The organism is Peribacillus deserti (assembly GCF_002863585.1).
GTDB classification, from domain to species: Bacteria; Bacillota; Bacilli; order Bacillales; family DSM-1321; genus Paraperibacillus; species Paraperibacillus deserti_A.
The window spans coordinates 58180-81736 of sequence record NZ_PGUY01000014.1; the positions used below are offsets into that span (position 1 = coordinate 58180).

A 23557-nucleotide genomic window follows, 5' to 3' on the forward strand; every position below is an offset into this window, starting at 1 on the left:
AAGTTCATCAACCGCTGGTGTACCAATGGTTGGCGGACTTTTCATTTGAATAAAAATATACCCCTACCCGTATAGGTAGAGAAAATACTGATACAAGAATCTAACATCAAGGAGGAAATGTAAATGAAAGAGCAAAAGAAAAAAACTACCATTGTATTATTTAGCGGTGATTATGACAAGGCAATGGCTGCTTACATTATTGCAAATGGAGCCGCAGCGTATGATCATGAAGTAACCATCTTTCACACGTTCTGGGGATTGAACGCCCTCCGTAAAGACGAACAGGTACCCATGAAAAAAGGATTTATCGAAAAAATGTTTGGCAAAATGATGCCTCGCGGAGCCGACAAAATGGGATTATCCAAAATGAACTTTGCAGGAATGGGTCCTAAAATGATAAAAAAAGTCATCAAAAAACATAATGCAATGACTCTTCCTCAACTGATTGAAATGGCACAAGAACAAGAAGTCAATTTAATCGCCTGCACCATGACCATGGATCTACTGGGCTTAAAGGAAGAGGAATTGCTGGAAGGCATTGAATATGCTGGAGTTGCCGCTTACCTAGGTGAGGCTTCAGAAGGAAATGTGAACTTATTTATCTAATAGTATCAGGGAATAAGTTATATATGTGATTTGCCAAAGTGGCATCAGAAGTTCATGGCGAGCAAGTTATTAAAAAAGAATGGTTTTGAACACATTACTAATATATCAGGCGGAATGAATGCATGGCATGAATAAGGAGGAAACCTAATTGAAGCAAGTGACACCGCAAGAGGTTGAAATGCTACTCACCAACAAGCAGCCAGCCAATATTATCGATGTAAGAGAAGTAGATGAAGTAAAGACGGGTAAAATTCCAAACGCTATTCATATTCCATTGGGGCTGCTTGAGTTCCGTATGCATGAATTGGATAAATCAAAAGAATATATCATGGTCTGCCGTTCAGGAGGAAGAAGCTCCATGGCATTCAAACTGCTTGAAAACCATGGTTATAAGGTGATTAACATGTCAGGCGGAATGCTCGAATGGAAGGGGCCAGTTGAGTAAATTTTTTTTAAAATTTAAATACCCCTAGAGGTATAAAATAGGAGGAGAAACGATGATACAATCAAACATCATCTTAGACGCGAAAGGGTTGGCATGTCCGATGCCAATTGTTAAAACAAAAAAGGCAATGAACGATTTAGGAGCAGGACAGGTAATTGAAGTTCAGGCAACCGATAAAGGTTCAACGGCTGATCTAAAGGCATGGGCGACCAGGATGGGACACCATTATCTGGGAACCATCGAAGATGGTGACATTCTTAAGCATTATGTCCGTAAGTCAGGCGGGGAAGAACTGGAAGAAAAGCGACACCCTCATGTAGTTTCCAATGATGAACTAATTAAACTGATGGAAGAAAAAAAAGACATGCTGGTGTTGGATGTTCGTGAATCAGCTGAATACGCATTTAACCATATTCCGAACGCAGTATCTATTCCTTTGGGAGATTTAGAGGGACAAATGAGTGTACTTGATAAAGAGGCTGAAGTATATGTGGTTTGCCGTACTGGGAATCGAAGCGATTTGGCCGCACAAAAATTATACGAAGCTGGTTTTAAAAAAGTAACCAACGTGGTTCCAGGCATGAGCGAATGGAATGGAAACACGGAGAAATCGATATAATAAAAATATTTTTTTTCAAAAAACTATACTATGGGGGGTATATTAAATGACTGTAAAATCTATGACGGTTAAAGAAGTAACAAAAAAAGTGATAAATAAGGATCCGTTATTTATTTTAGACGTCCGCAACCATGATGCCTACGGTGATTGGAAAATTGAAGGTGAAAACTTTGAGTATCTGAATGTACCCTATTTTGATCTGCTTGACGGTGTGGAAGATATAGTGGATAAACTCCCGTTAAATAAACAAGTCCTTGTCGTGTGTGCAAAAGAAGGATCATCTGTCATGGTAGCCGAAATGCTGTCGGATGCAGGTCTTTCCGTTTTCTATCTAGAAGGCGGCATGAAGGCATGGAGTGAATATTTAGAGCCAGTTAAGATAGGTGACCTAAAAGACGGCGGCAGCCTCTATCAGTTTGTCCGAATCGGAAAAGGCTGTTTATCGTACATGATTGAGTCACAAGGAGAAGCGTTAATAGTAGACGCTGCCCGAATGACAGAACACTATAAGACTTTTGCCGATGAAAATAACATTCTCATTAAGCATGTCGCAGATACCCATCTTCATGCGGACCATATTTCTGGAGGAAAAAAATTGGCTGAAAAAGTGGGAGGTACGTATTACATCCCTCCTAAAGATGCCGAAGAAGTAGTGTTTGATTTTGAGGGTTTACAAGAAGGCAAAGAAATCCATGTAGGTGATACAAAGGTAATTGTCCAACCGCTATACACACCTGGCCATACCATTGGAAGCACATCACTTCTAATTGATGATAAATATTTGTTAACTGGTGATATTTTGTTTGTAGAATCCATCGGCCGTCCTGACTTGGCTGGAAAGGCCGATGACTGGGTCACAGATTTAAGAGAATCCCTTTATGACAAATACACAAAGTTAGACGGAGGCTTGACTGTTCTGCCTGCCCATTTTTCCAAGGTTTCTGAACTGGGGGAAAACGGGGAAGTCATGGCCAGCTTAAAAGAATTGTATGAGCGTAATCAAGGACTTAGTTTAGAGACTGATGAATTCCGAAGCCTGGTTACGGATAACTTGCCTCCACAGCCAAACTCATATCAAGAGATCCGCCAAACCAATATGGGGAAATTGAATCCTGAAGAAGAAGAACAAAGGGAAATGGAAATTGGGCCAAACCGCTGTGCGGTCCAAAAATAAAAAGGAGGATCTTACAAATGAAAGCAGATAAATTCTTGGATGCAAAGGGTCTCGCTTGTCCTATGCCGATCGTAAAAACAAAAAAGGCGATGGATCAAATGGAAAACGGCCAAATCTTAGAGATACATGCAACAGACAAAGGAGCAAAAAACGACCTATCAGCTTGGGCAAAATCAGGTGGGCATGAACTTGTGGACCACAATGAAGAGAATGGGGTTTTGAAGTTTTACTTGAAAAAAGGATAACTTCATGACGAAATTACGTAGGTTGGTGAGAATATGGATATAGGGTTTATCGGCACCGTCTTGGTAATTGGCTTTATTGGTTCCTTTTTATCAGGTATGTTAGGAATTGGGGGAGCCATCGTTAACTATCCCATTCTTTTATATATTCCGCCTCTAATGGGTTTCGATGGATTTACGGCTCATGAGGTATCTGGAATAGTCGCAATCCAAGTATTCGTTGCAACCCTTGGGGGAGTCTGGTCTTATCGTAAAGGGGGATATATTAATAAACCTCTGTTTCTGGTTATGGGATCGAGCATATTAGTGGGAAGCCTGATTGGGGGATACTTCTCCCAATCCATTCCTGAAAACAGCATCAGCATCATTTATGGATTGTTAGCACTGTCAGCGGGAATCATAATGTTTGTTCCCAAGAAAGAATCAAATCAAGAGTTATTTGATTTTAATAAATGGCTGGCAGCCATCCTTGCTTTTTTTGTAGGTCTAACCTCTGGAGTGGTAGGAGCTGGCGGTTCATTCATCCTCATTCCGATGATGCTTGTGGTACTAAAGGTTCCAATGCGAATTACTATCGCTACATCACTGGCCATTACCTTCGTTTCTTCTGCGGGAGGAGTGATAGGAAAGGTAACGACTGGACAAGTTTCCCTGCTTCCAGCCCTGCTTATGATAGCAGTTAGCGTGGTAGCTTCCCCGCTTGGAGTGAAAATCAGTAAAAACATAAACAGCAAGGTACTGCAATGGGCCTTAACCTTTTTGATTTTAGTTACCACAGTTAAGATTTGGGCAGATATCCTCTTATAAGGTATCGCTTTGAAGGAGTGAAAACGTCAGATGTTTCATTATACAGTTGAGAGCAGCAAATCAGTAGAAGAAGCTATTATTTCACTTGAGACTCAATTAAAGGAAGAGAAATTCGGTATATTGTGGCAACTTGACCTTCCCTCCAAATTGCATGAAAAAGGCGTAGATAGTTACGATAACCCTTACCATATATTAGAAGTATGTAATCCAAAGGAAGCTGCGAGGGTTATTGAAATTAATGAGCTTGTCGGTTATTTTCTCCCATGCAAAATTACCGTATATCGCTCTGGTGGAACAACGAAAATCGGTTTGCCAAAACCAACAATGATGGTGGGAATGATTAAAGATCCAGAGTTAAAAGACATTAGCAGAAAATATTGAGGCTACGCTGATAAAGGTATTGAACAAAAGTAAGTAGTCAAATATTTAAAGGGAAAAACAGCGATCACGGCATTGCTGTTTTCCTAGTTCCATGGTACCGTTTTTGTCCTGATTTACAAATTCCTATCCCTTTGCATATTCCAGATTTAATTATCTAATTGATAAAAACCATCCATGGTCCAATTATACGAACTAATATGGTTACTGTGTCACTAAATTGTCAGATATATTATTAATGGTAACATTTATAAATCAAAATACTATTTTATGGAGGAAGAGCCACGATAACATTAACCAGGATCTGGATTAATAAGTTTAAAAGCATAATCACTCCCCAAACCATTGAAATAGAAAAATATGTCACCACACTTGTTGGGAAGAATGTCAAAATGGGCGGTGTCCGCAGATTTAATATGAGGTCATTCCGGCAGCCGTGTGATTGAAGCTATATCGTTCACGTACGCGTGTCCTATTATTTAAAAATAGAAAAAATTTAAAAAAAGCCCTATAATATAAGAAGAAAAAGGGGGAAGAAAGAATATGAATTATTCTTTGAAATGGGATTTAGATGTTTTTTTTCAAGGCGGAAGCCACTCTGAGGAATTTGCTGCACATTTATCCGATGTACAGCAGGATCTGTCTAAATTTAAGAGCCTGATTGCCAGCTGGAAAGTCACATCCGAGCCGACAGACAAGGATGTTATCATTCATATCCTGGAACAGTTTGCCTTAGTCGGTGCAAAGCTTAGGCAGGCGGGAGCCTTCATCGGCTGTTTGGAAGCGCAGGATACTACAGATAACAGGGCAAGAGAGCTTAGAGGGAAGATTACAGGGTTCAGTGCTGATTTCTCTACAGCACTCAATGGATTTGATGTAAAGCTTGCACAGTTGGATGAGCAATTTTTCCAGGCTATTCTGAAGGACGACTTTTTAAAGGAAGTTCGTTTTGTTCTTGAAGAGCGCAGAGAAAGGGTCATGGAAAAGCTTTCTGTCGAAGAAGAATCATTAATTAATCAATTGTCTATTGACGGATATCATGGCTGGGGACAAATGTATGATATTTTAGTCAGCTCGGTTAAGGTGCCTGTCGAAGAACAGGGGGAGCTGAAGCAATTATCTGTTGGACAGGCCTTTAATAAGTTTTCTAATCCTGACCGGAAAGTGCGGCAGACCGTGTTTAGAAATTGGGAAAAGGCCTGGGGAGAAAAAGCTGACCTGTTTGCAAATACCCTGAACCATTTATCGGGCTTTAGATTAAATGTATATGGGAAGCGCGGCTGGGATGATGTCCTAAAAGAACCTCTTGATTATAATAGAATGTCTAAAGAAACCTTACATAGTATGTGGAGTGCCATTGCAGAGCAAAAAGAGCCGCTGAAACAATATTTAAACCGCAAAGCCCAGCTGTTAGGCGTTAAAAAACTGAGCTGGTATGACTTGGATGCACCTGTTACAGAGTCGGCGGGGGTAATGCCGTACCAAGAAGGCGCAGAGTTCATATTGGAGCAGTTCTCAAAGTTTGGCAAAGAACTCACCCAATTCACAGAGAGAGCATTCAAGGAAAGCTGGATCGAAGCTGAGGATAGAGATAATAAATCTCCTGGCGGTTTCTGTACAGGGTTCCCGCAAAGCGGCCAGTCACGGATCTTCATGACCTATTCCGGTACACCTTCGAATGTTTCAACACTGGCACACGAACTGGGCCATGCATTTCACTCATATGCGTTAAAGGATTCGCATTATTTAAACAGAGGCTACGCAATGAATGTTGCGGAAACGGCATCAACCTTTGCAGAATTAATCGTGGCTGATGCAGCTGTGAAACAGGCAAAAAGCGATGAAGAAAAGCTGGCACTGTTAGAAGATAAAGTTCAGCGGTCCGTTGCGCTGTTAATGAACATCCATGCAAGATTTATCTTTGAAACAAACTTCTATGAAGAACGAAAACAAGGCGTTGTCGGTGCCTCCCGCTTGAATCAGCTGATGGAAGAAGCACAGAGAGAAGCCTATGGTGATGCTCTTGAAGAGTATCATCCATTATTCTGGGCTTCAAAACTGCATTTCTTCATTACGGGAGTGCCTTTCTACAACTTCCCTTATACATTCGGGTACCTATTCTCATTGGGCATTTATAAAAAAGCGATTGAAGAAGGGGAAAGCTTCGAGCAGAAATATATTAAGCTCCTTCAGGATACAGGCTCAATGAAGGTTGAGGAACTGGCAATGAAACATTTAGGTGTGGACTTGACTAAGAGAGATTTCTGGGAAGAAGCAGTGTCTATGTGCATGAAGGACGTAGAAGAATTCCTTGAACTAACGAATGTAAAAGTGAACTAAAAAGTGGAAAGCGGTGCCCGATCGCACTTAACTGATGGCTCTTTTCTAAAAGATTGTTGTTTTTATAGTTCTGTGAACCTACCCTATTGTTAAACAGGTTGATTGGAACGTAAGGTGTGAGACTCCTGCGGGAGCAGCGGGACAGGTGAGACCCCACAGGCGAAGCCGAGGAGGCTCAGCGCCCGCCCCGCGGAAAGGGAGCATCCTCACGTTCCAATCAGCCCCCTTGTTAAGAACAATAAAGTTTGCGAAAATAGCCTAACTGATAGAAAAGGAGACACTGGAACTTTTCAAGAAAAAATTTAATAAAGAGTGCCAGCTTGGCCGGCTATTCATAATAAAAAAACAGACTCCCTAAATTGGAGTCTGTTTTCATTTATTAAACTTTTTTAAGTTTAAATGGACTGACCATCAAGAAAGATAATATAATCATCAAGAATAGGAAAGATACAGGTGCTATATAAGGGATTGCTAAAAAGCTCAGCGTCAGTAAGCAGCCGGCAGCAGTGATTGGCAGCCCCGTAAAGTACCCATTGTTTTCAGTAATGTTGAATTTAGCTAACCGAAATGCGCCGCACCCGATGTAAAAAACGGTAAAGAACGTACCCGGTGCCCCGAATTCAACGATGATACCCTCATAAAGGAGCAGGGCAGGGGCAACGCCAAAGGATATAATATCGCACATTGAATCAAGCTGTTTCCCAAGCTCTGACTCGGAATTAAGGAGTCTTGCGGCCATGCCGTCAAAGCGGTCAGCAAGAGCAGCTAAAAAAATTAATAAAAGAGCAAGATTTAGTTCACCTTTCATACCTGAAATTATTGAAAAACCACCTAGGGATAAGTTAATGAGGGTAAGTACATTTGCAGTTTGTGATTTTATTTTTTTTATGGTCAGATCTAGCACACTGGACAGAAACAATTTCCTCACTCCTTCAATACTTGCAGGATAATGGAAATCACCCTAGTATTTGTTATATAATAATATTTTATTTTATTCGTTTTATGCTAACTCGTAAAGGACTATTTTTCAATTGGAGGAACTATAATTGCTGCTTAGAACTTTTTACAGATCGTTAATCGAGCTGACAAACGGAAGGATCACCTCGGGTGCCTTGAGACGTTTTTCACAATCGACCCTTAGCCGGTTTTTAATACCATCATATGTAAAACTATATAAATTGAACATAGATGAAGTGGAACGTAATGTGAATGAATTTCCTACCCTGCATGATTTATTTATTCGTAAGCTGAAGGGAGAGGCCAGGGTGATCCATCCCGACAGCCAGTCTGTAGTGAGCCCGGTAGACGGGGTGCTTGAGGATATGGGGGAAATACACCCAGACAAGCAATTTATAGTAAAAGGGAAAAAATATTCAATAGAAGAAATGCTAAACGACAGCGAAGTGCTGGAAAAGTATATAGGCGGAAGCTACATGGTTATTTACCTGAGTCCCAGCCATTATCACCGTATCCACAGCCCGGTTAATGGTGAAGTGACAAAGCGCTGGCTGCTTGGGAAAAAATCATACCCTGTCAATGCGTGGGGAATGAAATTTGGCAGAGATCCTCTTTCAAAAAATTATCGGATTATAACCGAGCTGAGACATGCAGGCGGCCATATATCGCTGGTAAAGGTCGGCGCGATGTTCGTAAACTCCATCGTTGTGACACATTCAGAGAAAGAAGTCCGTAAGGGAGAAGAGCTCGCTTATTTCAGCTTTGGGTCAACTGTCGTCCTTTTGTTTGAAAAAGATACGTTTACGCCGGCTGTGGGCAATAGCTTTCCTTTAGATGTACATGTTGGAGAGGGAATTGGGTATATAAAAAATGAAGCGGCAGCTCCTTCCCGCTTATAAGAAAAGGCTCTTTTCTAAAAGATTGTTGTTTTTTAATAGTTCGGTGAACCTATCCTATTGTTAAACAGGTTGATTGGAACGTAAGGTGCGAGACTCTTTGATCCAGCTGCAAGCTGAGACCCTCGAGTCATAAGCCAATCCGTCTATGGGGAGAAAAGCACACCCCACAGCCTGCTCGTCTTATGCTTGTCGGGTCTCTGCCTGCCACTTTGTTTCCCATTTTATATCTATTGGGATTAACACCAAGCTTTTAATATTTATATGGTGGGCAGGCACCGCTTTCCGCTTTTCTGGGTGGGAGCAGCGGGACAGGTGAGACCCCGCAGGCGAAGCCGAGGAGGCTCAGGAGCCCGCCCCTAAGGTCCGCGAGCATCCTCACGTTCCAATCTACCTCCTTGTTCAATTACAACAAAGTTTGCGAAAACACCCTAAGAAAAAAAGCCCTGCATATTCTGGGCTTGCTAGTCAGGAATATAACCTTATTTTATGTGTAAGAGTCCGCCGGTCTATTTCTGTTTCTATCAGGCGGATGAATTCAGGACTTAGTTTTAACTCCCTGGCTTTAAGATAGGATTCAATCAATAAATCGTCTGAAAGCTTGTTCATGTAACAGGCCTAAAGCCTTTCACCTCCATAAAATTTTGTTAAGATGTATGTTATGTTTTCATGAAATTAGGCATATAATTTTAGGTTCAACTTGTTGTACCCCTACTCTATCAGAATGAATCGCGGAGAACAACCGTTCTGTTATCCACAAGAAATGGTGGATAAGTTGTGACTAACTTGTTGAAAAGTAATATTGAGGTATATAGTTCAAAGGGTATAATGTGAATAGTTTTATCCACAAGATATGAAGGTACACGTTTTTGTCGAAAACTTTTTTAACTTATGCTTGATTCCATGTAAAAGGCTTTATAAATAAATGACGTAAAATCAAAAAATAGCAGTCAAATCATTTTTGAATAGGATTCTTTGTAAGGAACGGATGTGTAAAGGAAAATTCCTTTTGAAAGGAGACTTAATATTAGGTATGATGGATAAGGTAAATTTCTTGGAAAATATAGAGGTGCAAAGACATTGCTAAAATTATTTCTTCCCAGTGAACATTCGAAAAGCGTTTTAGATATCACTCCTGAAAGGCTTAAAGAGCAAGGGATCAAAGGGATCATCACTGATCTGGATAACACCCTTGTCGAATGGGACAGGCCAAGTGCCACACCGCAGCTGATCAAATGGTTTGATAATATGAGGGATCACGGAATTCTTGTGACCATTGTTTCTAATAATAATGAGAAAAGGGTACACAGCTTCGCTGATCCATTAAAAATTCCTTTTATCTTTCAAGCGAGAAAGCCGATGGGCAAAGCCTTTAACCGGGCGATTAACCAAATGGGTATAAAGAAAGAGGAAGCGGTCGTAATTGGTGACCAGCTGCTCACAGATGTATTTGGCGGAAATAGAAATGGATTTAAGACGATCCTTGTCGTACCTGTGGCACAGACAGATGGATTCGTAACAAGGTTTAACAGGAAAATCGAGCGCAGGATCCTTTCATGGTTCAGACGAAAGGGTATGATTAATTGGGAGGATTAGAATTGAGCGAAACAAACGTAGTGTGTATCGGCTGTGGTATAAAGGTTCAGACAGAAGATCCAAAAGGCCTTGGGTATGCTCCCGCATCGGCATTGGAGAAAGAGACTGTGATCTGCCAGCGTTGTTTTAAATTAAAACATTATAATGAAGTACAGGATGTCTCATTAACAGATGATGACTTCTTGAAAATCTTAAACGGCGTGGGCTCCAAAGACGCCCTTATTGTTAAAATTGTAGACATTTTTGATTTTAATGGAAGCTGGCTGCCTGGTCTTCAGCGTTTTGCAGGCGGAAACGATGTTTTACTGATCGCAAACAAAGTTGATCTGCTTCCTAAATCAGTCAAGCATAATAAATTGATTAATTGGCTGCAGGCATCTTCTAAAGAACTTGGTTTAAAGCCTATCGACGTTTTACTAGTCAGTGCTTCTAAAGGCGAGAATATGAAAGAAGCCGCAGCGGCCATTGAACATTACCGCAGCGGCAAGGATGTATATGTGGTCGGCTGTACAAATGTAGGGAAATCCACATTCATTAATAGGATGATCAAAGAAGTGACAGGCGAAGGGGATATTATTACAACTTCGCATTTTCCGGGCACCACGCTGGATATTATTGAAATCCCGCTTGATGATGGGAAAAACCTGACAGACACTCCGGGAATCATAAACCATCATCAAATGGCTCATCATATTGATAAAAGAGATTTAAAGTATATTACACCTAAAAAAGAAATTAAATCTAGAGTCTACCAGCTGAACGAGGAGCAGACATTATTTTTTGGAGGTTTAGCCAGATTTGATTATCTAAGCGGCGGCAGAAGATCGTTCACCTGCTATTTATCGAATGATTTAGATATTCACCGGACTAAGCTTGAGAAGGCAGATGAACTATACAAGAATCATGCCGGTGAGCTGCTTACACCTCCAAGGAAAGACCAAATGGATGAATTCCCGGAGCTTGTACCTCACGAGTTTTCAATCAAGGAAGCAAAAACAGATGTAGTGTTTTCAGGATTAGGCTGGGTTACTGTGAACGAACCAGGCGCTAAGATCATTGCCCATGTACCAAAAGGTGTAAACGTAATCCTGCGTAAATCCTTAATATAAAGCGGTGATTCAAGTGAGAAAGTTATACGGAGTAATGGGAGATCCCATCCGCCATTCCATGAGCCCGGACATTCATAATGATGCCTTCAGACGAATGGACATAAACGCTGACTATCATCTTTTTCACGTTCTTCCTGATCAATTGGAGAATGCGGTAAAGGGTGTTAGGGCATTGAACATATCTGGTTTTAATGTGACTGTCCCTCACAAAACAAAGATAATGCCTTTCCTGGATGAAATCGATGAATTAGCCGGGGCAATAGGGGCTGTTAACACAGTTGTTAACAGAGAAGGACGCCTTGTAGGCTACAATACGGATGGTCCCGGTTTTGTCCGCGGCATAAAAGAGAGATTAGGAACGCCTTTGGCTAACAAAAAAACATTGATCATTGGGGCAGGGGGGGCGGCTAGAGGAATCTACTTCTCTCTTGTGAAGGAAGGCATCACACAAATAGACATTTGCAACCGCACATTGCAAAATGCGAAGTCTCTAATTGAGCAGTGTCCTTACGAGACAGCCTCCCAAGCCTTTGGTTTTGAAGAGGCCGCTGAAATGATCTCTCAATATGACCTTATTGTACAAACAACTTCCGCTGGAATGAGCCCCAATGTCAGTGAAGTGCCTTTTGAAATCAGCGATAGACTACAAGCATCTGCCCTTGTGAGTGATATTATATATAATCCCCTTGAAACAGGTTTTCTTAGACAGGCAAAAGAAAAAGGGGCCATGACTCATAATGGGATCGACATGTTTGTCTATCAGGCAGCCCTGGCATTTGAAATATGGACAGGGGTCACTCCCGATTCAACTAAGATGAGACAAATTGTTGTAAACAAGCTAGGAGGATAAAAATGCTTACAGGAAAACAAAAGAGATTCTTACGTTCTAAAGCACATCACCTTAATCCAATTTTCCAAGTTGGTAAAGGCGGCGTGAATGAAAATATGATTAAACAAATTGGAGAGGCGCTGGAAGCCAGGGAACTGATTAAAATCAGTATCCTTCAAAACAGCGACGAAGATAAGGAAACAGCTGCAGAAGCATTCACTGCAGGAACGGGTGCGGAACTGGTTCAAATTATTGGGAATACCATTGTCCTTTATAAAGAATCAAGAGAAAATAAACAGCTGCAGCTTCCATCTTAATTGATATGAAAAGAACTGGGATTCTTGGCGGGACATTCGATCCGCCGCACCTGGGTCATCTAATCGTAGCCAATGAAGTTTTAGAAGCATTAAGCCTGGATGAGGTCAGGCTTATGCCAAACCACATTCCGCCGCATAAAAAGTACAATGAAGATGTAACCTCTAATGACCGGCTTCAGATGGTCCGGATTTCGATAAACTCTAACCCGAAGCTCAGTCTCGAGACTATTGAGCTGGGCCGTGAAGGAGCTTCCTACACGTATGATACAATTGAAGCGCTAAGAGAACGTGAGCCTGATACACAGTTCTATTTTATTATTGGCGCCGATATGATAGAGTATTTACCTAAATGGCATCGAGTCGAAGAACTGATGAAAATGGTCCAATTTGTGGGAGTGCAGCGTCCCTCCTACAAAGAGGAAACTTCCTATCCGGTCATAATGGTAGAGATGCCTCAGATTGATCTTTCTTCTTCGCTTATCCGACAGCGGGTAAAGGAAGGAAAATCCATTAGATATCTGGTCCATGAAGATGTTCAGAAGTATATAGAGGTGAACAAGTTATATGAATCGTGATCAAGCACTGAAGCTGGTTAAACAGCAGATTACTGAGCAGCGCTATCAGCACACTCTAGGGGTAGAGGAATCTGCCATCTGGCTTGCAGAAAAGTATGGGGCTGACAAAAAACAGGCACAACTCGCTGCTATTTTCCATGATTACGCCAAATTTCGCCCAAAGGAAGAAATGAAGAGCATCATTATAAGTGAAGGTATGCCGCAGGATCTGCTCGTATATAATATGGAGCTGTGGCATGCGCCTGTTGGTGCGTATCTAGTGGAAACAGAGGCAGGGATTAAAGACAGCGAAGTACTTAATGCTATCAGGTACCATACCTCAGGCAGAGAAAACATGACATTGCTTGAAAAGATCATTTACCTGGCAGACTATATAGAACCAGGCAGAAATTTTCCAGGTGTGGATGAGGTCCGTAAGACCGCTTCAGAACAACTCGATCAAGCGGTATTGGAAGCGATGCGCAATACGATCCTCTTCCTGATGAAGAGAGGTCAATCTATTTATCCAGATAGTTTTAAAGCATATAATCATTTAATTATGAATAAGGAGGAGTCAGCTTAATGAATGAACGTGAGCTTCTCATTACAGCAGCAAGGGCAGCTGATGATAAACGGGCAGAAGATATTTTAGTGCTTAACATGAAGGGTATCTCTCTTGTAGCAGATTATTTCTTAATCTGCCATGGCGGATCAGATAAACAAGTACAGGCCATTGCAAGGGAAATGCGTGAAAAAGCAGAGGAAAAAGGGTACACGGTTAAAAGGATGGAAGGCTTTGATGAAGCAAAGTGGATTCTTGTCGACCTTGGAGATGTCATTGCACATGTATTCCACCGGGATGAAAGAGGCTACTATAACCTTGAACGGTTATGGGGAGACGCTCCAAGAGAAAACATAGAGAGTGAGCTTTCTCAATGAGTTATGGGCAATTTGCCTATCTGTATGATGAACTAATGAAGGATGTACCCTACGCTGAATGGGTACACCTGTTTAAGAAACAGATGGAAAAGTATTCAATCAGCGGAACGAAAGTACTTGACCTGGCCTGCGGGACAGGTGAAATTTCTGTTCGATTTGCCAGGGAAGGCTATGAGGTAACAGGAGTAGATTTATCTGAGGAAATGCTGGCTGTCGCTCATGCCAAAACGGCCGGTGAAGGGCTGTCCGTGCCTTTTTTTCAGCAGGATATGACAGATCTTAATGGACTCGGTACATTTGAAGCCGTTACTATTTTTTGCGATTCGCTCAATTACTTAGAAAGTCCGGAAGACGTCAAGGCTGCTTTCCAATCTGTTTACAATCATCTTGAAGCAGGTGGTCTGTTTATGTTTGATGTTCATTCTGTTTATAAAATGGAACACATCTTTTATGATGCTACTTTTGCACAAGATGATGAAGAAATCTCTTTTATTTGGAATAGCTTTCCTGGAAAAGAACCGTTGAGTACCCATCATGAACTTAGTTTTTTTGTTTTAGATCATGCGAGCGGTAAATATGACCGCTTTGAAGAGGTTCATTATCAACGGACTTTTTCTGCAGAAACCTACCAAGCATGGCTGCAGGAATCAGGATTTGAGTTACTCGATATTATTTTCGACTTAGATGAAGAACAACCAAATGATTCTGAAGCAGAAAGACTTTTATTCATAGCCCGTAAAAAATAAAAATACGTTGATGTCCGTTTAACGGAGTATGCAGCCGGCGCTGAAACGGGCAGGGAGAAATCCTGCTATGTTAATCGCCGAGTGACTTACGGTCCGCCCATCAAGTTTAACAGGGCTTTATTTTAAGTTTTCGCTGAATTGATTCTATTGTGTTCAGAAAATCTAAAGGCAAAAAAAGGCTCTCCAATTGGGAAGCCTTTTTTTGTTGAAAAAAGAAGGGTAATATATCGGACATGCCGAATTATGTTATATATGGTACCTCATACTGTTCTTCGGTTTTTTCTAATTCGTGTTTGAATTTTTTGTGAGTCGCTTCAAACAAATGTTCAAACACCTCACCCAACTCTTTTTCCAAAACCTGTATACCCTCTCCTGTGATGCCGCCTTTTACACAAACCTTTTCTTCCAATGCTGGAAGTGTGTAAAACCCCTTTTTTAACAAGTCTCCAAGTCCAATCAGCATATTTTCGGTTAGTGCCGTTGCTGTTTCTTCGTCAATGGCAGTTGTTTTACAGGCTCCTTCAATAAACCTTCGAGCAAGATAGCTGAAAAACGCAGGGCCGCAGCTGACTATATCGGAGGAAACGCGTGTAATTTCATTGGATATCTCAAGGGGTTCTGATATGGAGCCGGCAAGCCACTTCACTTTATCCTTCCACTCGTCTGAACACTCTTTTCCGAAGGTCAACAATGATACCCCTGATAGCGCTCGATTGGTGATGCTTGGGATCATCCTTCCGCAGGAACACTCAACTAAAGATTCAAGCTGATCAACGGAAATGGGGCTTGTTATGGATATCAAACATTGCTTTCGATTCAAAACCGGTTTTATTCGTTGGATGACATTGTAAATATCCAGAGGTTTGACACAAATAAAAATAAGGTCGGTATTAGCTGCTACACTTTCTGCAGAAGCCACTATCTGTATTTCCGGATATCGCACTTTGATTAAGTTCGCTTTTGCTAGGGAACGGTTCGTAATCGTAAACTGTTCAGGAGAAACTGCATCCGCATCCAGTAAAGCTTCGATTAATATGGTCCCCATATTTCCTGTCCCAATTACTCCGATTTTCATCTAAATTATCACCCTTCCTGGACGTAGCATTTCATAAAAGTGTATGACAAAGCCAATCTGTATAGAACCGATTTTAGGAGGATGTTATTGAATGGAAAAGCTGCTGTCAAATAAACGGGTAATGATCCTGATTTCCGGGGTGATTACTGTGCTGGCTTTACTATTTTTCACAACGGAGTTCTTTTCTGAGGAATCAGAATCAGAGCCAATCATGTTTGAAGATCTTGAAGAGAAGAAGCAGGACTCAAAATCCGCACCTGATAAAAATACTGGGCTTCCGGCTGCTGATATCTTTGTTGATATTAAAGGAGCTGTAAAAAAGCCCGGTGTCTACCAAGCAGAACCGGGGGAAAGAGTCATTGATTTAATTAATAAGGCAGGCAGTTTTAAAGAAGGAGCCGATCAGAATAAGGTCAATCTGGCTCAGGCAGTCGCAGATCAAATGGTCATTTTTGTACCGCTTGAAGGAGAACAGGCTGTTGAGGCGATTCAAAATATGCCGGCAGATGCAGGTTCGGAAACTTCTGAGGGTGCAAAAGTGAATATCAACACTGCCACAGAGGAAGAGCTGCAGACGCTGACCGGTATTGGCCCGTCAAAAGCAGCAGCCATACTTGAGTTCCGGAAACAGAATGGTGGATTTAAGAATGCGGATGATTTAAAAAAGATCAGTGGAATCGGAGATAAAACATTTGAAAAAATTAAGGACCGTGTTCTTGTTCAATAATTACACAAAATGATCAAGAAAAGGTAAACTAACTCTAGACAGAATTTTGTTAGCCGGGAGGATGAGTATGGTCAGAAAAAGCTGGGATGAATACTTTTTAGATATTGCCGAAGTGGTGTCATCTCGATCAACATGCCAGCGTTTAAGGGTTGGATGCGTTATTGTGAAGGACAGGCATATCATTTCCACTGGATATAATGGTTCCATTCACGGCCATGAACATTGTGATGAGGCCGGATGCTTGAAAGATGATAATGGCCGGTGCATAAGATGCGTCCATGCAGAGGAAAATGCGGTGCTGCATGCAGAGAGGGATGATCTAAAGGGTGCAACTGCATATATTACGCACGAATCCTGCGAGAAATGTTCTAAAACACTAGCTCAGTCAGGTATAAAAAGGATTGTGTACCGAAATCCATACCCGAACAAATGGAATAGTTATTTTCTGAAAGATATAGATGTTGTTCATTTTAACAGCGAAAATAATTTGAATTAAAGAATAGAAGCCATGTGGAGGTTCCTATGAATGTGAATCTTGTGTTTTCTGCCGTTTCAGCTGCCATTGCCGTAACGGCTTTTTCTTTATGGGGATGGAAATCATTATGCATACTAGCATTATATATAGGCTTTCTGTACGTGATTAAAGACAGATCTGCTTTATATGTTCAGCTTGTAGTGATTGCGGTATCTGGGAGTATATATATAGTCCATACAGAAAGAAATCAAACTGGGCTTCATGCGGACCTTCGTCAATTTTCGATTACTTTTACCGATATACCCGAGATAGATGGAAATTCCATGGAGACAATCGCTAAGACTGCAAGCGGCGAAAAACTGATGGTAAGGCGAATATTCAACAATTATAAGGAAAAACGGAATTTCGAAGAACAATACCAGGCTGGCATGCAGTGCAAGGTAACAGGAACGCTTGATTTGCCAGATCCGGCAAGAAATGAAAACAGCTTCAACTATCGTAAATATCTCTATTATAGGGGTATTCATTGGATGCTAAAGGTGCAGAGCCTTGAAAACTGTAAGATTGAACAACAGCCAAATCTACTATATTCTTTAAAAAATATACGTTACAAAGGGCTAAAGCTGGTAAAAAAACACTTTTCAAAAGAATCTCAAGGAATTGCCGCTGCGCTTCTATTTGGAGAAGCAGGCTTTATCAATGAAAATATACTACAAAATTATCAGGTGCTGGGAATTATCCATCTATTGTCCATCTCTGGCCTGCATGTGACTATATTAGCAGGAGGTCTCTTTTTATTGGGCATTCGATCCGGTATCACCAGGAAAAAAATGCATGTGCTGCTCTTCACTGTCCTGCCCCTGTATGCAGTGCTGACAGGCCTTTCTCCCCCGGTCATCAGAGCCTGTGGAATGGCTATGATTTATTTATGTCTTCAACTTGTCAATATAAGGGTATCGGTTGCACAGACAATCTGCCTCGCTTATATAGGCTTTGCCGCATTAAACCCCTATATCCTGTTTGACCCAGGCTTTCAGCTTTCATTTAGTGTAACCTCAGCCCTGTTATTTTCCTCAAAAATTATTTCCCGTTATCCCACCCTTTTACTACAGTCGTTTATTATCAGCTGTATCTGCCAGGTCTGTTCTCTTCCTATTATGCTATACCACTTTTTTGAGGTATCAATAGCGGGCCTTTTCGTCAATGTAGTATTCGTACCTTTGTATTCCTTCATCATTTTGCCTCTAGCCATACTGGCCTTTAGTTTCATATGGGTCCATGCTGCCGCTGCAAAATTGCTTATTCATTTCTTTCATATAATTTTGCATACCGTAAATGGATGGCTGGATTTGCTTTCAAGCATACCCGTTTCATCTATTGTTTTTGGTAAGCCGCATTTTATTGTGCTGGTGTTTTTGACCGGTTTAATCCTGGGCATATTTTACTGCTGGGAAATAAAAGCGAAGATTACATGTATAGTACTGGTGTTTCTAATGACCATACTTCTCTGTTATCAATATTTTGCTGAATATGTTACTCCGTTTGGGGAGGTAACTTTTCTGGATGTAGGACAGGGAGATTCCATCTTCATAAAGCTTCCTTTCGGAAGGGGGACCTATTTAATTGATACGGGAGGACAGCTGCAATTTAACCGGGAAAGCTGGGAAGAGAAGAGCAGTACATTTGAAGTGGGCAAAGACATAGTAGTTCCCTTCCTAAAAGGCAAGGGCATTACAAAGCTAGATAAATTAATTCTTACACATCCGGACGCGGATCATCTGGGAGGTGCACCCAATGTGCTGAAAGAGATAAGTGCAGAGCAAATTCTAATCAGCCAGGCAGCTTTAAAAGGATATAAAAAATCACTTAATGATATAAAGAGCTCGATTGTGGCTGTAAAGGGGGGCAGTGCTTGGACAACAGGAAAGGAATCCTTTTACATACTAAATCCACAAGGGAACCCAAAAGACACCAACGAAGCCTCCATTGTCATTCTAGCAGAAATAGCAGGAAAGCGATGGCTGTTTACAGGGGATTTAGGAAAGGAAGGAGAATCACTCCTAATGGAAAAATACCCTGGGCTGGAAGCTGATTATCTCAAAGCCGGGCATCATGGAAGTAAAAATTCCACGTCCGGCGAATTTTTAGACCAAGTGGACCCTGCCAGTGCCTTTATCTCAGCGGGAGAAAATAATAGATATGGCCATCCCAGCCAAGAAGTACTGAATGTCCTGAAAGAGCACAACGTTTTGATTTACCGTACCGACAAAGATGGAGCCATTACATTTCGGTTTTTCAATCGGAATGGAACCTTTTCGGAAATGCTGCCATAAGATATCAGCAAATAAATCTTTCATGCAGCGTGGAGTTGAATAGCACTTAGTTGACGTTACTTCAGTGCCATCCATAAAAAAAAGTTAGAGGGCTTTGCCCATACCGAAAAGGCGTGGCCCCCCCGGAATGACCAGGAAAGGCCGCTGTCCACCAGTAATCTAACAAAGCATAAAATTAAAATGAGGCTGCTAAACAAGCAGCCCCATCCTTGCAATGCCAAGATAATTAAAACGTTGTCATTTTCCTGTCAGGCTGATATGTATAGAGCCTTTATTGCCCGACAAATTTAAAAACAGTAGCAATGATAAACATAACTGCAAAAAATCCAAAGGATACTCCAAATCCAACGCCAGAATCAACAGCATCATTACGTTTGCTGACAAGGTTTTTTTCAAATTCGTTCATTTATACCCCTCCTGTTTCCCTAATAGTATAAGCTATGTTTCCAAAAAAATCTACAACTCCCTTTTTGGTTTCCTATACTGACAAGAGTTGTCACAAATATTTTGAAATGAAGGGGCAAACATAATATTACAAAGTTCAACAAGAGAGTTCACAAACCGCCAGTCTTGTTATAAGTTTCCGTATGCTAAGACAGGTTTCTTAGGCCCTTTCTGGTATACGTTCATATAGATAGGGAATTGGCTGCAATAGCTAATTCCCCTTTAGCTTGTCAAATTCGTTCAGCCAATATACCATTAAAGAGAAAGATTTAGTTTAATTACATAATTGAGGCGAACTGATTTGATAATGGATATATGGAGAAGTATTGAAAAGAAACAATTTGCACCTGTCTATTTACTTTACGGAACAGAGGCTTTCCTTATAAATGAAACAAAACAGATGTTAACAAAGCATGTGCTGTCCGAAGAGGAGGTTGATTTTAACCTTTCGGTGTTTGATCTAGAAGAAACCCCGATAGAAGCTGCACTCGAAGATGTGGAAACATTGCCCTTCCTGGGAGAAAGAAAACTGGTCTTTCTGCAAAATGCCTTTTTTTTGACTGCGGAGAAAAACAAGTCAAAGGTAGAACATGACGTCAGCAGGCTTGAAGCTTATTTAGCAGACCCTGCCCCGTATTCCATTGTCGCTATTGCAGCACCATACGAAAAACTGGATGACCGGAAAAAAATAACTAAAGAGCTAAAACGAAAGGCAGCCGTGCTTGAGGCAAAAAAATTAAATGAACAGGATTTAAGGATTTGGCTGAGGGAGAGGGCAGCAGCAGCAGGTGTACAGATTCATGAAGAAGCAATTAGCCTGCTTATAGAAATTTCGGGAACAAACTTAATGCTTTTGGCCAACGAAATGGAGAAACTGTCTCTATATGCTGAAGAAAAGCTGATTGATGCGCAAATGGTGGAGATGCTGGTTGCTAAATCGTTTGAGCAGAATATCTTTACGCTGATAGATAAAATACTTCAGCGGAAAGTGGAACCGGCGCTATCTATTTATTATGAACTCTTAAGGCAGAATGAAGAACCGATAAAAATATTAGCGGTGATGGCCGGCCAGATCCGAATGCTTTATCAGGTAAAAGAGCTGGCCAGACAAGGGTATGGACAGCAAAAAATAGCTTCTGTGCTTAAAGTGCATCCGTATAGAGTCAAGCTGGCAATGGAGAAAGCTGGAAGGTTTAGCGAAAAAGAATTAATGAGACTTATTTATCAACTGGCTGAAGCCGACTATCAAATCAAGACCGGCCAGGCGGAAAAAAGATTAGCCATCGAATTAATCTTGTTAAAGATGGGGACATAAAAAAAGAAAACCAGGCATTTGTAAAATGTACCCTTTGTAAAGGACAGTTTAAAAAAGACTATGCATTTTTTAGAAGATGATCTCTGTATTGAACAGGGGTCATCTTATTTAAATTCCATTGATATCTGTAATTATTGTAGTACGTCATATAGCTTTTAATTTCTCGTTTTAGGTCATTTAGGGTAAAACACGGCTTAATGGACGCTTCATCTTTAAAGTGACCAAAAAACGATTCAGCGGAGCATTTGAACCGAGAAGTAATTATTGTAACCGCTCCTTGAAACTCCTGATACCTTACCTAAGTAACTCACCATATTCTTAAGTCGGAACTTTTTAATAACAGATCGAATTAGAATATACCTCTGGCTTGGTGGCAGTGTTATTTGTTTTTCTTTAATCCCCCTTCTGCCAATCGAATCTTTTTTAATAGTTCGTTTTCCGCTTTTAATAAATTATTTTGTGCTTCTAATCGTTCAAACTTCTCCTTGAGAGTAAGTTCTCTTTCAATAGGCCTACCTGAGTTTCCCTTTCTGGTATCACTTAATCCGGATATTCCGTTCTCTCGATAGGCATGCACGCCATCTCTTCCTGAGGATTGAACCCGCTGCATACCGATGACATCTATATCAAATCCACATTCTTGAAATATCTGTCTGGGAAGTTTGCCATTTTCGTTTTCATTAATAAAGATTTCCTTGAATTTATCTGTATAGGTAATTCCATTAGTACTAACGGTTTTTACGTATGGGTTACCTGAAAGAAGCTCAATTTCTTTCTCTGTAAACAGTTTTTTACTCATTAACGTTTCCCCGATTCCATTTTTCTTCATTATACAAAAAGTACCCTATAGGTAGACTTTTTTAAGTGTCTACGCTATAGGGTACATTTTATTGATGCTTGGTTTTCTTTCGCTGCAATAAAAAAACGACCCATACGGATCGTTTATTTTACGCGTTCAAAGAATTAAGCTTCTTAGTCAGACGAGATTTTTTACGGGCTGCCGCATTTTTATGGATAAGTCCTTTAGATGCAGCTTTGTCTAACTTTTTAACAGCTGTAACAAGTGTTTCTTTAGCAGCGTTTGCGTCGTTAGCTGCAAGTGATGCTTCAGCATTTTTTACAGCAGTACGCGTTGCAGATTTAACAGCGATGTTTTGAGCTTTGCTAACTTCGCTAGTTTTCACACGTTTAATAGCAGATTTAATGTTTGGCATTCCGTTCACCTCCTACAAAAACCGAGATATATATGAACTCGATTTATCAAATACATAACAATTCGCAACAAAGGATATTTTATCAAACTTATATTTATAATGCAATACTCTTTAAGATGAATACACTAAATTGCTTAATATTTGTTATGGGACAGTCTGGAATAAGTGTATCACGGTTATGGTGCTGGTGTCAGCAAAATTTATTAGAATGATGCGGCAAATTTATGGAAAAAATATAAATATGTGAAATAAGTCGTGAATCTGGAGGGAATTATGGAAAAAAATTTAGATTTGAGCGCGTATTCCGTTAGAACAGATCTTGCAATTGAAGCCAATGAAATGGCGCTGGCAAATAGAGTGGTTCATGATCAAAAAAACATCTCCCAGCTAGAAGGCGTCATTATTAAAGAAAGAGAGATTGATGGCATAAATATATCATTGGTAGAGGTTACCGAAGCAGGAGAGTCTGTTATCGGAAAGAAAAAAGGGAGTTATTTAACCTTTGAGGTTCAGGGCATCCGGGAGCAGGATACGGATCTGCAAAAAAAGGTCAGTTCGGTTTTTGCAAGAGAATTCGGACATTATCTTAAACAATTGAATATTTCACCAAATGCGAGCTGTTTGGTAGTCGGACTTGGGAACTGGAATGTAACACCAGATGCGCTGGGGCCTTCGGTAGTTGAAAATCTGCTTATTACAAGACATCTTTTTGAGCTCCAGCCAGGTCAGGTTGAGAAGGGGTACCGTCCAGTAAGTGCCGTATCCCCTGGTGTAATGGGACTGACAGGGATAGAAACAAGTGACATTATAGATGGTGTTATTAAAAAGATTAAGCCTGATTTTCTGATTGCGATAGATGCATTGGCAGCACGTTCGGTGGAGAGGGTTAATTCTACAATCCAGATATCCGATACCGGCATCCATCCAGGGTCTGGGGTGGGCAATAAGAGAAAAGAGCTAAGTCAGGAAACGCTGGGGATTCCTGTAATTGCCATCGGAGTGCCAACCGTTGTCGATGCGGTTTCTATCACAAGCGACACAATCGATTTCATTCTTAAGCACTTCGGCAGGGAAATGAAAGAAGGAGAGGCTCCATCGCGTTCCCTGGTTCCTGCGGGTTTTTCGATGGGAGAAAAGAAAGTACTCACCGATGAAGATCTGCCTGGAGAGGAAGAAAGGAAAGCATTCCTTGGAATGATCGGAACACTGGGTGATGAAGAGAAGCGGAAACTAATCTATGAAGTGCTGGCCCCAATTGGACACAACCTAATGGTTACACCAAAGGAAGTAGATGTTTTTATTGAGGATATGGCAAATTTGATCGCAAATGGGTTAAATGCTGCCCTGCATGAAGCAGTGAATCAGAATAATACAGGTTTTTACACAAGATAAATTGCTGGTTCTACTTTTTCTAGCATTG

Annotated in this window: 26 protein-coding genes and 3 pseudogenes; 23 read left to right on the plus strand and 6 right to left on the minus strand. The window is 40.9% G+C overall.

All coding sequences use genetic code 11. From position 1 onward, the window contains the following. The first annotated feature begins 123 nt into the window (after window positions 1–123). The 9 genes and pseudogenes from CUU66_RS05045 (at window position 124) to CUU66_RS05085 (ending at window position 6611) form a co-directional block, all read left to right on the plus strand. Window positions 124–606 (plus strand): DsrE/DsrF/DrsH-like family protein, encoded by a 483-nt coding sequence (locus CUU66_RS05045; RefSeq protein ID WP_101640585.1) that lies wholly within the window; start codon window positions 124–126, stop codon window positions 604–606. 19 nt (window positions 607–625) lie between these two features. Continuing rightward, window positions 626–741: pseudogene (locus tag CUU66_RS24730) on the plus strand (rhodanese-like domain-containing protein); the annotation flags it as partial. A gap of 13 nt (window positions 742–754) precedes the next feature. Beyond that, complete coding sequence (locus tag CUU66_RS05055) at window positions 755–1051, plus strand: rhodanese-like domain-containing protein (protein WP_101640586.1); 297 nt, start codon at window positions 755–757, stop codon at window positions 1049–1051. A 52-nt stretch (window positions 1052–1103) separates the two neighbouring features. Continuing rightward, window positions 1104–1670, plus strand: a complete 567-nt coding sequence (locus CUU66_RS05060) for a sulfurtransferase TusA family protein (RefSeq protein ID WP_101640587.1) — start codon at window positions 1104–1106, stop codon at window positions 1668–1670. A 46-nt stretch (window positions 1671–1716) separates the two neighbouring features. Then, window positions 1717–2844, plus strand: a complete 1128-nt coding sequence (locus tag CUU66_RS05065; protein ID WP_101640588.1) for an MBL fold metallo-hydrolase — start codon at window positions 1717–1719, stop codon at window positions 2842–2844. Window positions 2845–2861: 17 nt separating this feature from the next. Next, window positions 2862–3089 carry a sulfurtransferase TusA family protein gene (locus tag CUU66_RS05070; RefSeq protein WP_101640589.1) on the plus strand — a complete coding sequence of 76 codons (228 nt, stop codon included), beginning with the start codon at window positions 2862–2864 and terminating at the stop codon, window positions 3087–3089. A gap of 33 nt (window positions 3090–3122) precedes the next feature. Further along, complete coding sequence (locus CUU66_RS05075) at window positions 3123–3893, plus strand: sulfite exporter TauE/SafE family protein (RefSeq protein ID WP_101640590.1); 771 nt, start codon at window positions 3123–3125, stop codon at window positions 3891–3893. Window positions 3894–3923: 30 nt separating this feature from the next. Further along, window positions 3924–4311, plus strand: a pseudogene (locus CUU66_RS05080) (DUF302 domain-containing protein). A 503-nt stretch (window positions 4312–4814) separates the two neighbouring features. Further along, window positions 4815–6611 carry a M3 family oligoendopeptidase gene (locus CUU66_RS05085; protein WP_101640591.1) on the plus strand — a complete coding sequence of 599 codons (1797 nt, stop codon included), beginning with the start codon at window positions 4815–4817 and terminating at the stop codon, window positions 6609–6611. Between the two features lie 379 nt (window positions 6612–6990). Here the strand turns inward: CUU66_RS05085 and pssA are convergent, their stop codons facing one another. Continuing rightward, the gene (pssA, locus tag CUU66_RS05095; RefSeq protein WP_101640592.1) at window positions 6991–7530 is read right to left on the minus strand and encodes a CDP-diacylglycerol--serine O-phosphatidyltransferase; all 540 of its coding nucleotides are present in this window, start codon (window positions 7528–7530) and stop codon (window positions 6991–6993) included. 130 nt (window positions 7531–7660) lie between these two features. Here pssA and CUU66_RS05100 point away from each other — a divergent pair, with 130 nt between their 5' ends. Then, entirely contained in the window at window positions 7661–8467 is an 807-nt protein-coding gene (locus CUU66_RS05100; RefSeq protein WP_101640669.1) for a phosphatidylserine decarboxylase, read from the plus strand. 465 nt (window positions 8468–8932) lie between these two features. Here CUU66_RS05100 and CUU66_RS05105 read toward each other — a convergent pair whose 3' ends face one another. Beyond that, window positions 8933–9073: a sporulation histidine kinase inhibitor Sda gene (locus tag CUU66_RS05105; protein ID WP_101640593.1), complete on the minus strand. Its 141-nt coding sequence runs from the start codon at window positions 9071–9073 to the stop codon at window positions 8933–8935. Window positions 9074–9544: 471 nt separating this feature from the next. On the opposite strand from CUU66_RS05105, the gene CUU66_RS05110 reads away from it, so the two are divergent. Genes CUU66_RS05110 through CUU66_RS05145 form a run of 8 tightly spaced genes read left to right on the plus strand, consistent with a single transcriptional unit; the run spans window position 9545 to window position 14554 of the window. Continuing rightward, window positions 9545–10060, plus strand: a complete 516-nt coding sequence (locus CUU66_RS05110) for a YqeG family HAD IIIA-type phosphatase (RefSeq protein WP_101640594.1) — start codon at window positions 9545–9547, stop codon at window positions 10058–10060. Between the two features lie 2 nt (window positions 10061–10062). Beyond that, entirely contained in the window at window positions 10063–11169 is a 1107-nt protein-coding gene (gene yqeH, locus CUU66_RS05115) for a ribosome biogenesis GTPase YqeH (protein ID WP_101640595.1), read from the plus strand. Window positions 11170–11182: 13 nt separating this feature from the next. After that, window positions 11183–12019 carry a shikimate dehydrogenase gene (gene aroE / locus CUU66_RS05120; RefSeq protein WP_101640596.1) on the plus strand — a complete coding sequence of 279 codons (837 nt, stop codon included), beginning with the start codon at window positions 11183–11185 and terminating at the stop codon, window positions 12017–12019. A gap of 2 nt (window positions 12020–12021) precedes the next feature. Next, complete coding sequence (yhbY, locus tag CUU66_RS05125; RefSeq protein WP_101640597.1) at window positions 12022–12315, plus strand: ribosome assembly RNA-binding protein YhbY; 294 nt, start codon at window positions 12022–12024, stop codon at window positions 12313–12315. A gap of 5 nt (window positions 12316–12320) precedes the next feature. Next, window positions 12321–12890, plus strand: coding sequence for a nicotinate-nucleotide adenylyltransferase (locus tag CUU66_RS05130; RefSeq protein WP_101640598.1), 570 nt, complete (start codon window positions 12321–12323; stop codon window positions 12888–12890). Beyond that, entirely contained in the window at window positions 12880–13452 is a 573-nt protein-coding gene (gene yqeK / locus CUU66_RS05135; protein ID WP_101640599.1) for a bis(5'-nucleosyl)-tetraphosphatase (symmetrical) YqeK, read from the plus strand. Before CUU66_RS05130 ends, yqeK begins: the two co-directional genes overlap by 11 nt. After that, window positions 13452–13808, plus strand: a complete 357-nt coding sequence (gene rsfS, locus CUU66_RS05140) for a ribosome silencing factor (protein WP_101640600.1) — start codon at window positions 13452–13454, stop codon at window positions 13806–13808. The genes yqeK and rsfS overlap by 1 nt, the downstream gene beginning before the upstream one ends. Continuing rightward, on the plus strand, window positions 13805–14554 hold the full coding sequence (locus CUU66_RS05145; protein ID WP_101640601.1) for a class I SAM-dependent DNA methyltransferase: 750 nt from the start codon (window positions 13805–13807) through the stop codon (window positions 14552–14554). Before rsfS ends, CUU66_RS05145 begins: the two co-directional genes overlap by 4 nt. 241 nt (window positions 14555–14795) lie before the next feature. Here CUU66_RS05145 and comER read toward each other — a convergent pair whose 3' ends face one another. Then, window positions 14796–15629 carry a late competence protein ComER gene (gene comER, locus CUU66_RS05150; protein WP_101640602.1) on the minus strand — a complete coding sequence of 278 codons (834 nt, stop codon included), beginning with the start codon at window positions 15627–15629 and terminating at the stop codon, window positions 14796–14798. 91 nt (window positions 15630–15720) lie between these two features. Between comER and CUU66_RS05155 the strand changes: the two genes are divergently transcribed. The 3 genes from CUU66_RS05155 (at window position 15721) to CUU66_RS05165 (ending at window position 19164) form a co-directional block, all read left to right on the plus strand. Next, the gene (locus CUU66_RS05155; protein WP_101640603.1) at window positions 15721–16356 is read left to right on the plus strand and encodes a helix-hairpin-helix domain-containing protein; all 636 of its coding nucleotides are present in this window, start codon (window positions 15721–15723) and stop codon (window positions 16354–16356) included. 67 nt (window positions 16357–16423) lie between these two features. After that, window positions 16424–16852: a deoxycytidylate deaminase gene (locus CUU66_RS05160; RefSeq protein WP_101640604.1), complete on the plus strand. Its 429-nt coding sequence runs from the start codon at window positions 16424–16426 to the stop codon at window positions 16850–16852. 26 nt (window positions 16853–16878) lie between these two features. Next, window positions 16879–19164 (plus strand): DNA internalization-related competence protein ComEC/Rec2, encoded by a 2286-nt coding sequence (locus CUU66_RS05165; protein ID WP_101640605.1) that lies wholly within the window; start codon window positions 16879–16881, stop codon window positions 19162–19164. A gap of 271 nt (window positions 19165–19435) precedes the next feature. On the opposite strand, the gene CUU66_RS05170 is transcribed toward CUU66_RS05165, so the two are convergent. Next, window positions 19436–19570 (minus strand): YqzM family protein, encoded by a 135-nt coding sequence (locus CUU66_RS05170; RefSeq protein WP_101640606.1) that lies wholly within the window; start codon window positions 19568–19570, stop codon window positions 19436–19438. A 339-nt stretch (window positions 19571–19909) separates the two neighbouring features. On the opposite strand from CUU66_RS05170, the gene holA reads away from it, so the two are divergent. Further along, window positions 19910–20923, plus strand: a complete 1014-nt coding sequence (gene holA, locus CUU66_RS05175; RefSeq protein ID WP_101640607.1) for a DNA polymerase III subunit delta — start codon at window positions 19910–19912, stop codon at window positions 20921–20923. Window positions 20924–20981: 58 nt separating this feature from the next. Here the strand turns inward: holA and CUU66_RS05180 are convergent. Continuing rightward, window positions 20982–21722: pseudogene (locus CUU66_RS05180) on the minus strand (IS3 family transposase). Between the two features lie 148 nt (window positions 21723–21870). Next, window positions 21871–22137 carry a 30S ribosomal protein S20 gene (rpsT, locus tag CUU66_RS05185; RefSeq protein ID WP_101640608.1) on the minus strand — a complete coding sequence of 89 codons (267 nt, stop codon included), beginning with the start codon at window positions 22135–22137 and terminating at the stop codon, window positions 21871–21873. A gap of 273 nt (window positions 22138–22410) precedes the next feature. Here rpsT and gpr point away from each other — a divergent pair, with 273 nt between their 5' ends. Continuing rightward, window positions 22411–23529 carry a GPR endopeptidase gene (gene gpr / locus CUU66_RS05190; protein WP_101640609.1) on the plus strand — a complete coding sequence of 373 codons (1119 nt, stop codon included), beginning with the start codon at window positions 22411–22413 and terminating at the stop codon, window positions 23527–23529. Window positions 23530–23557: the final 28 nt, after the last annotated feature.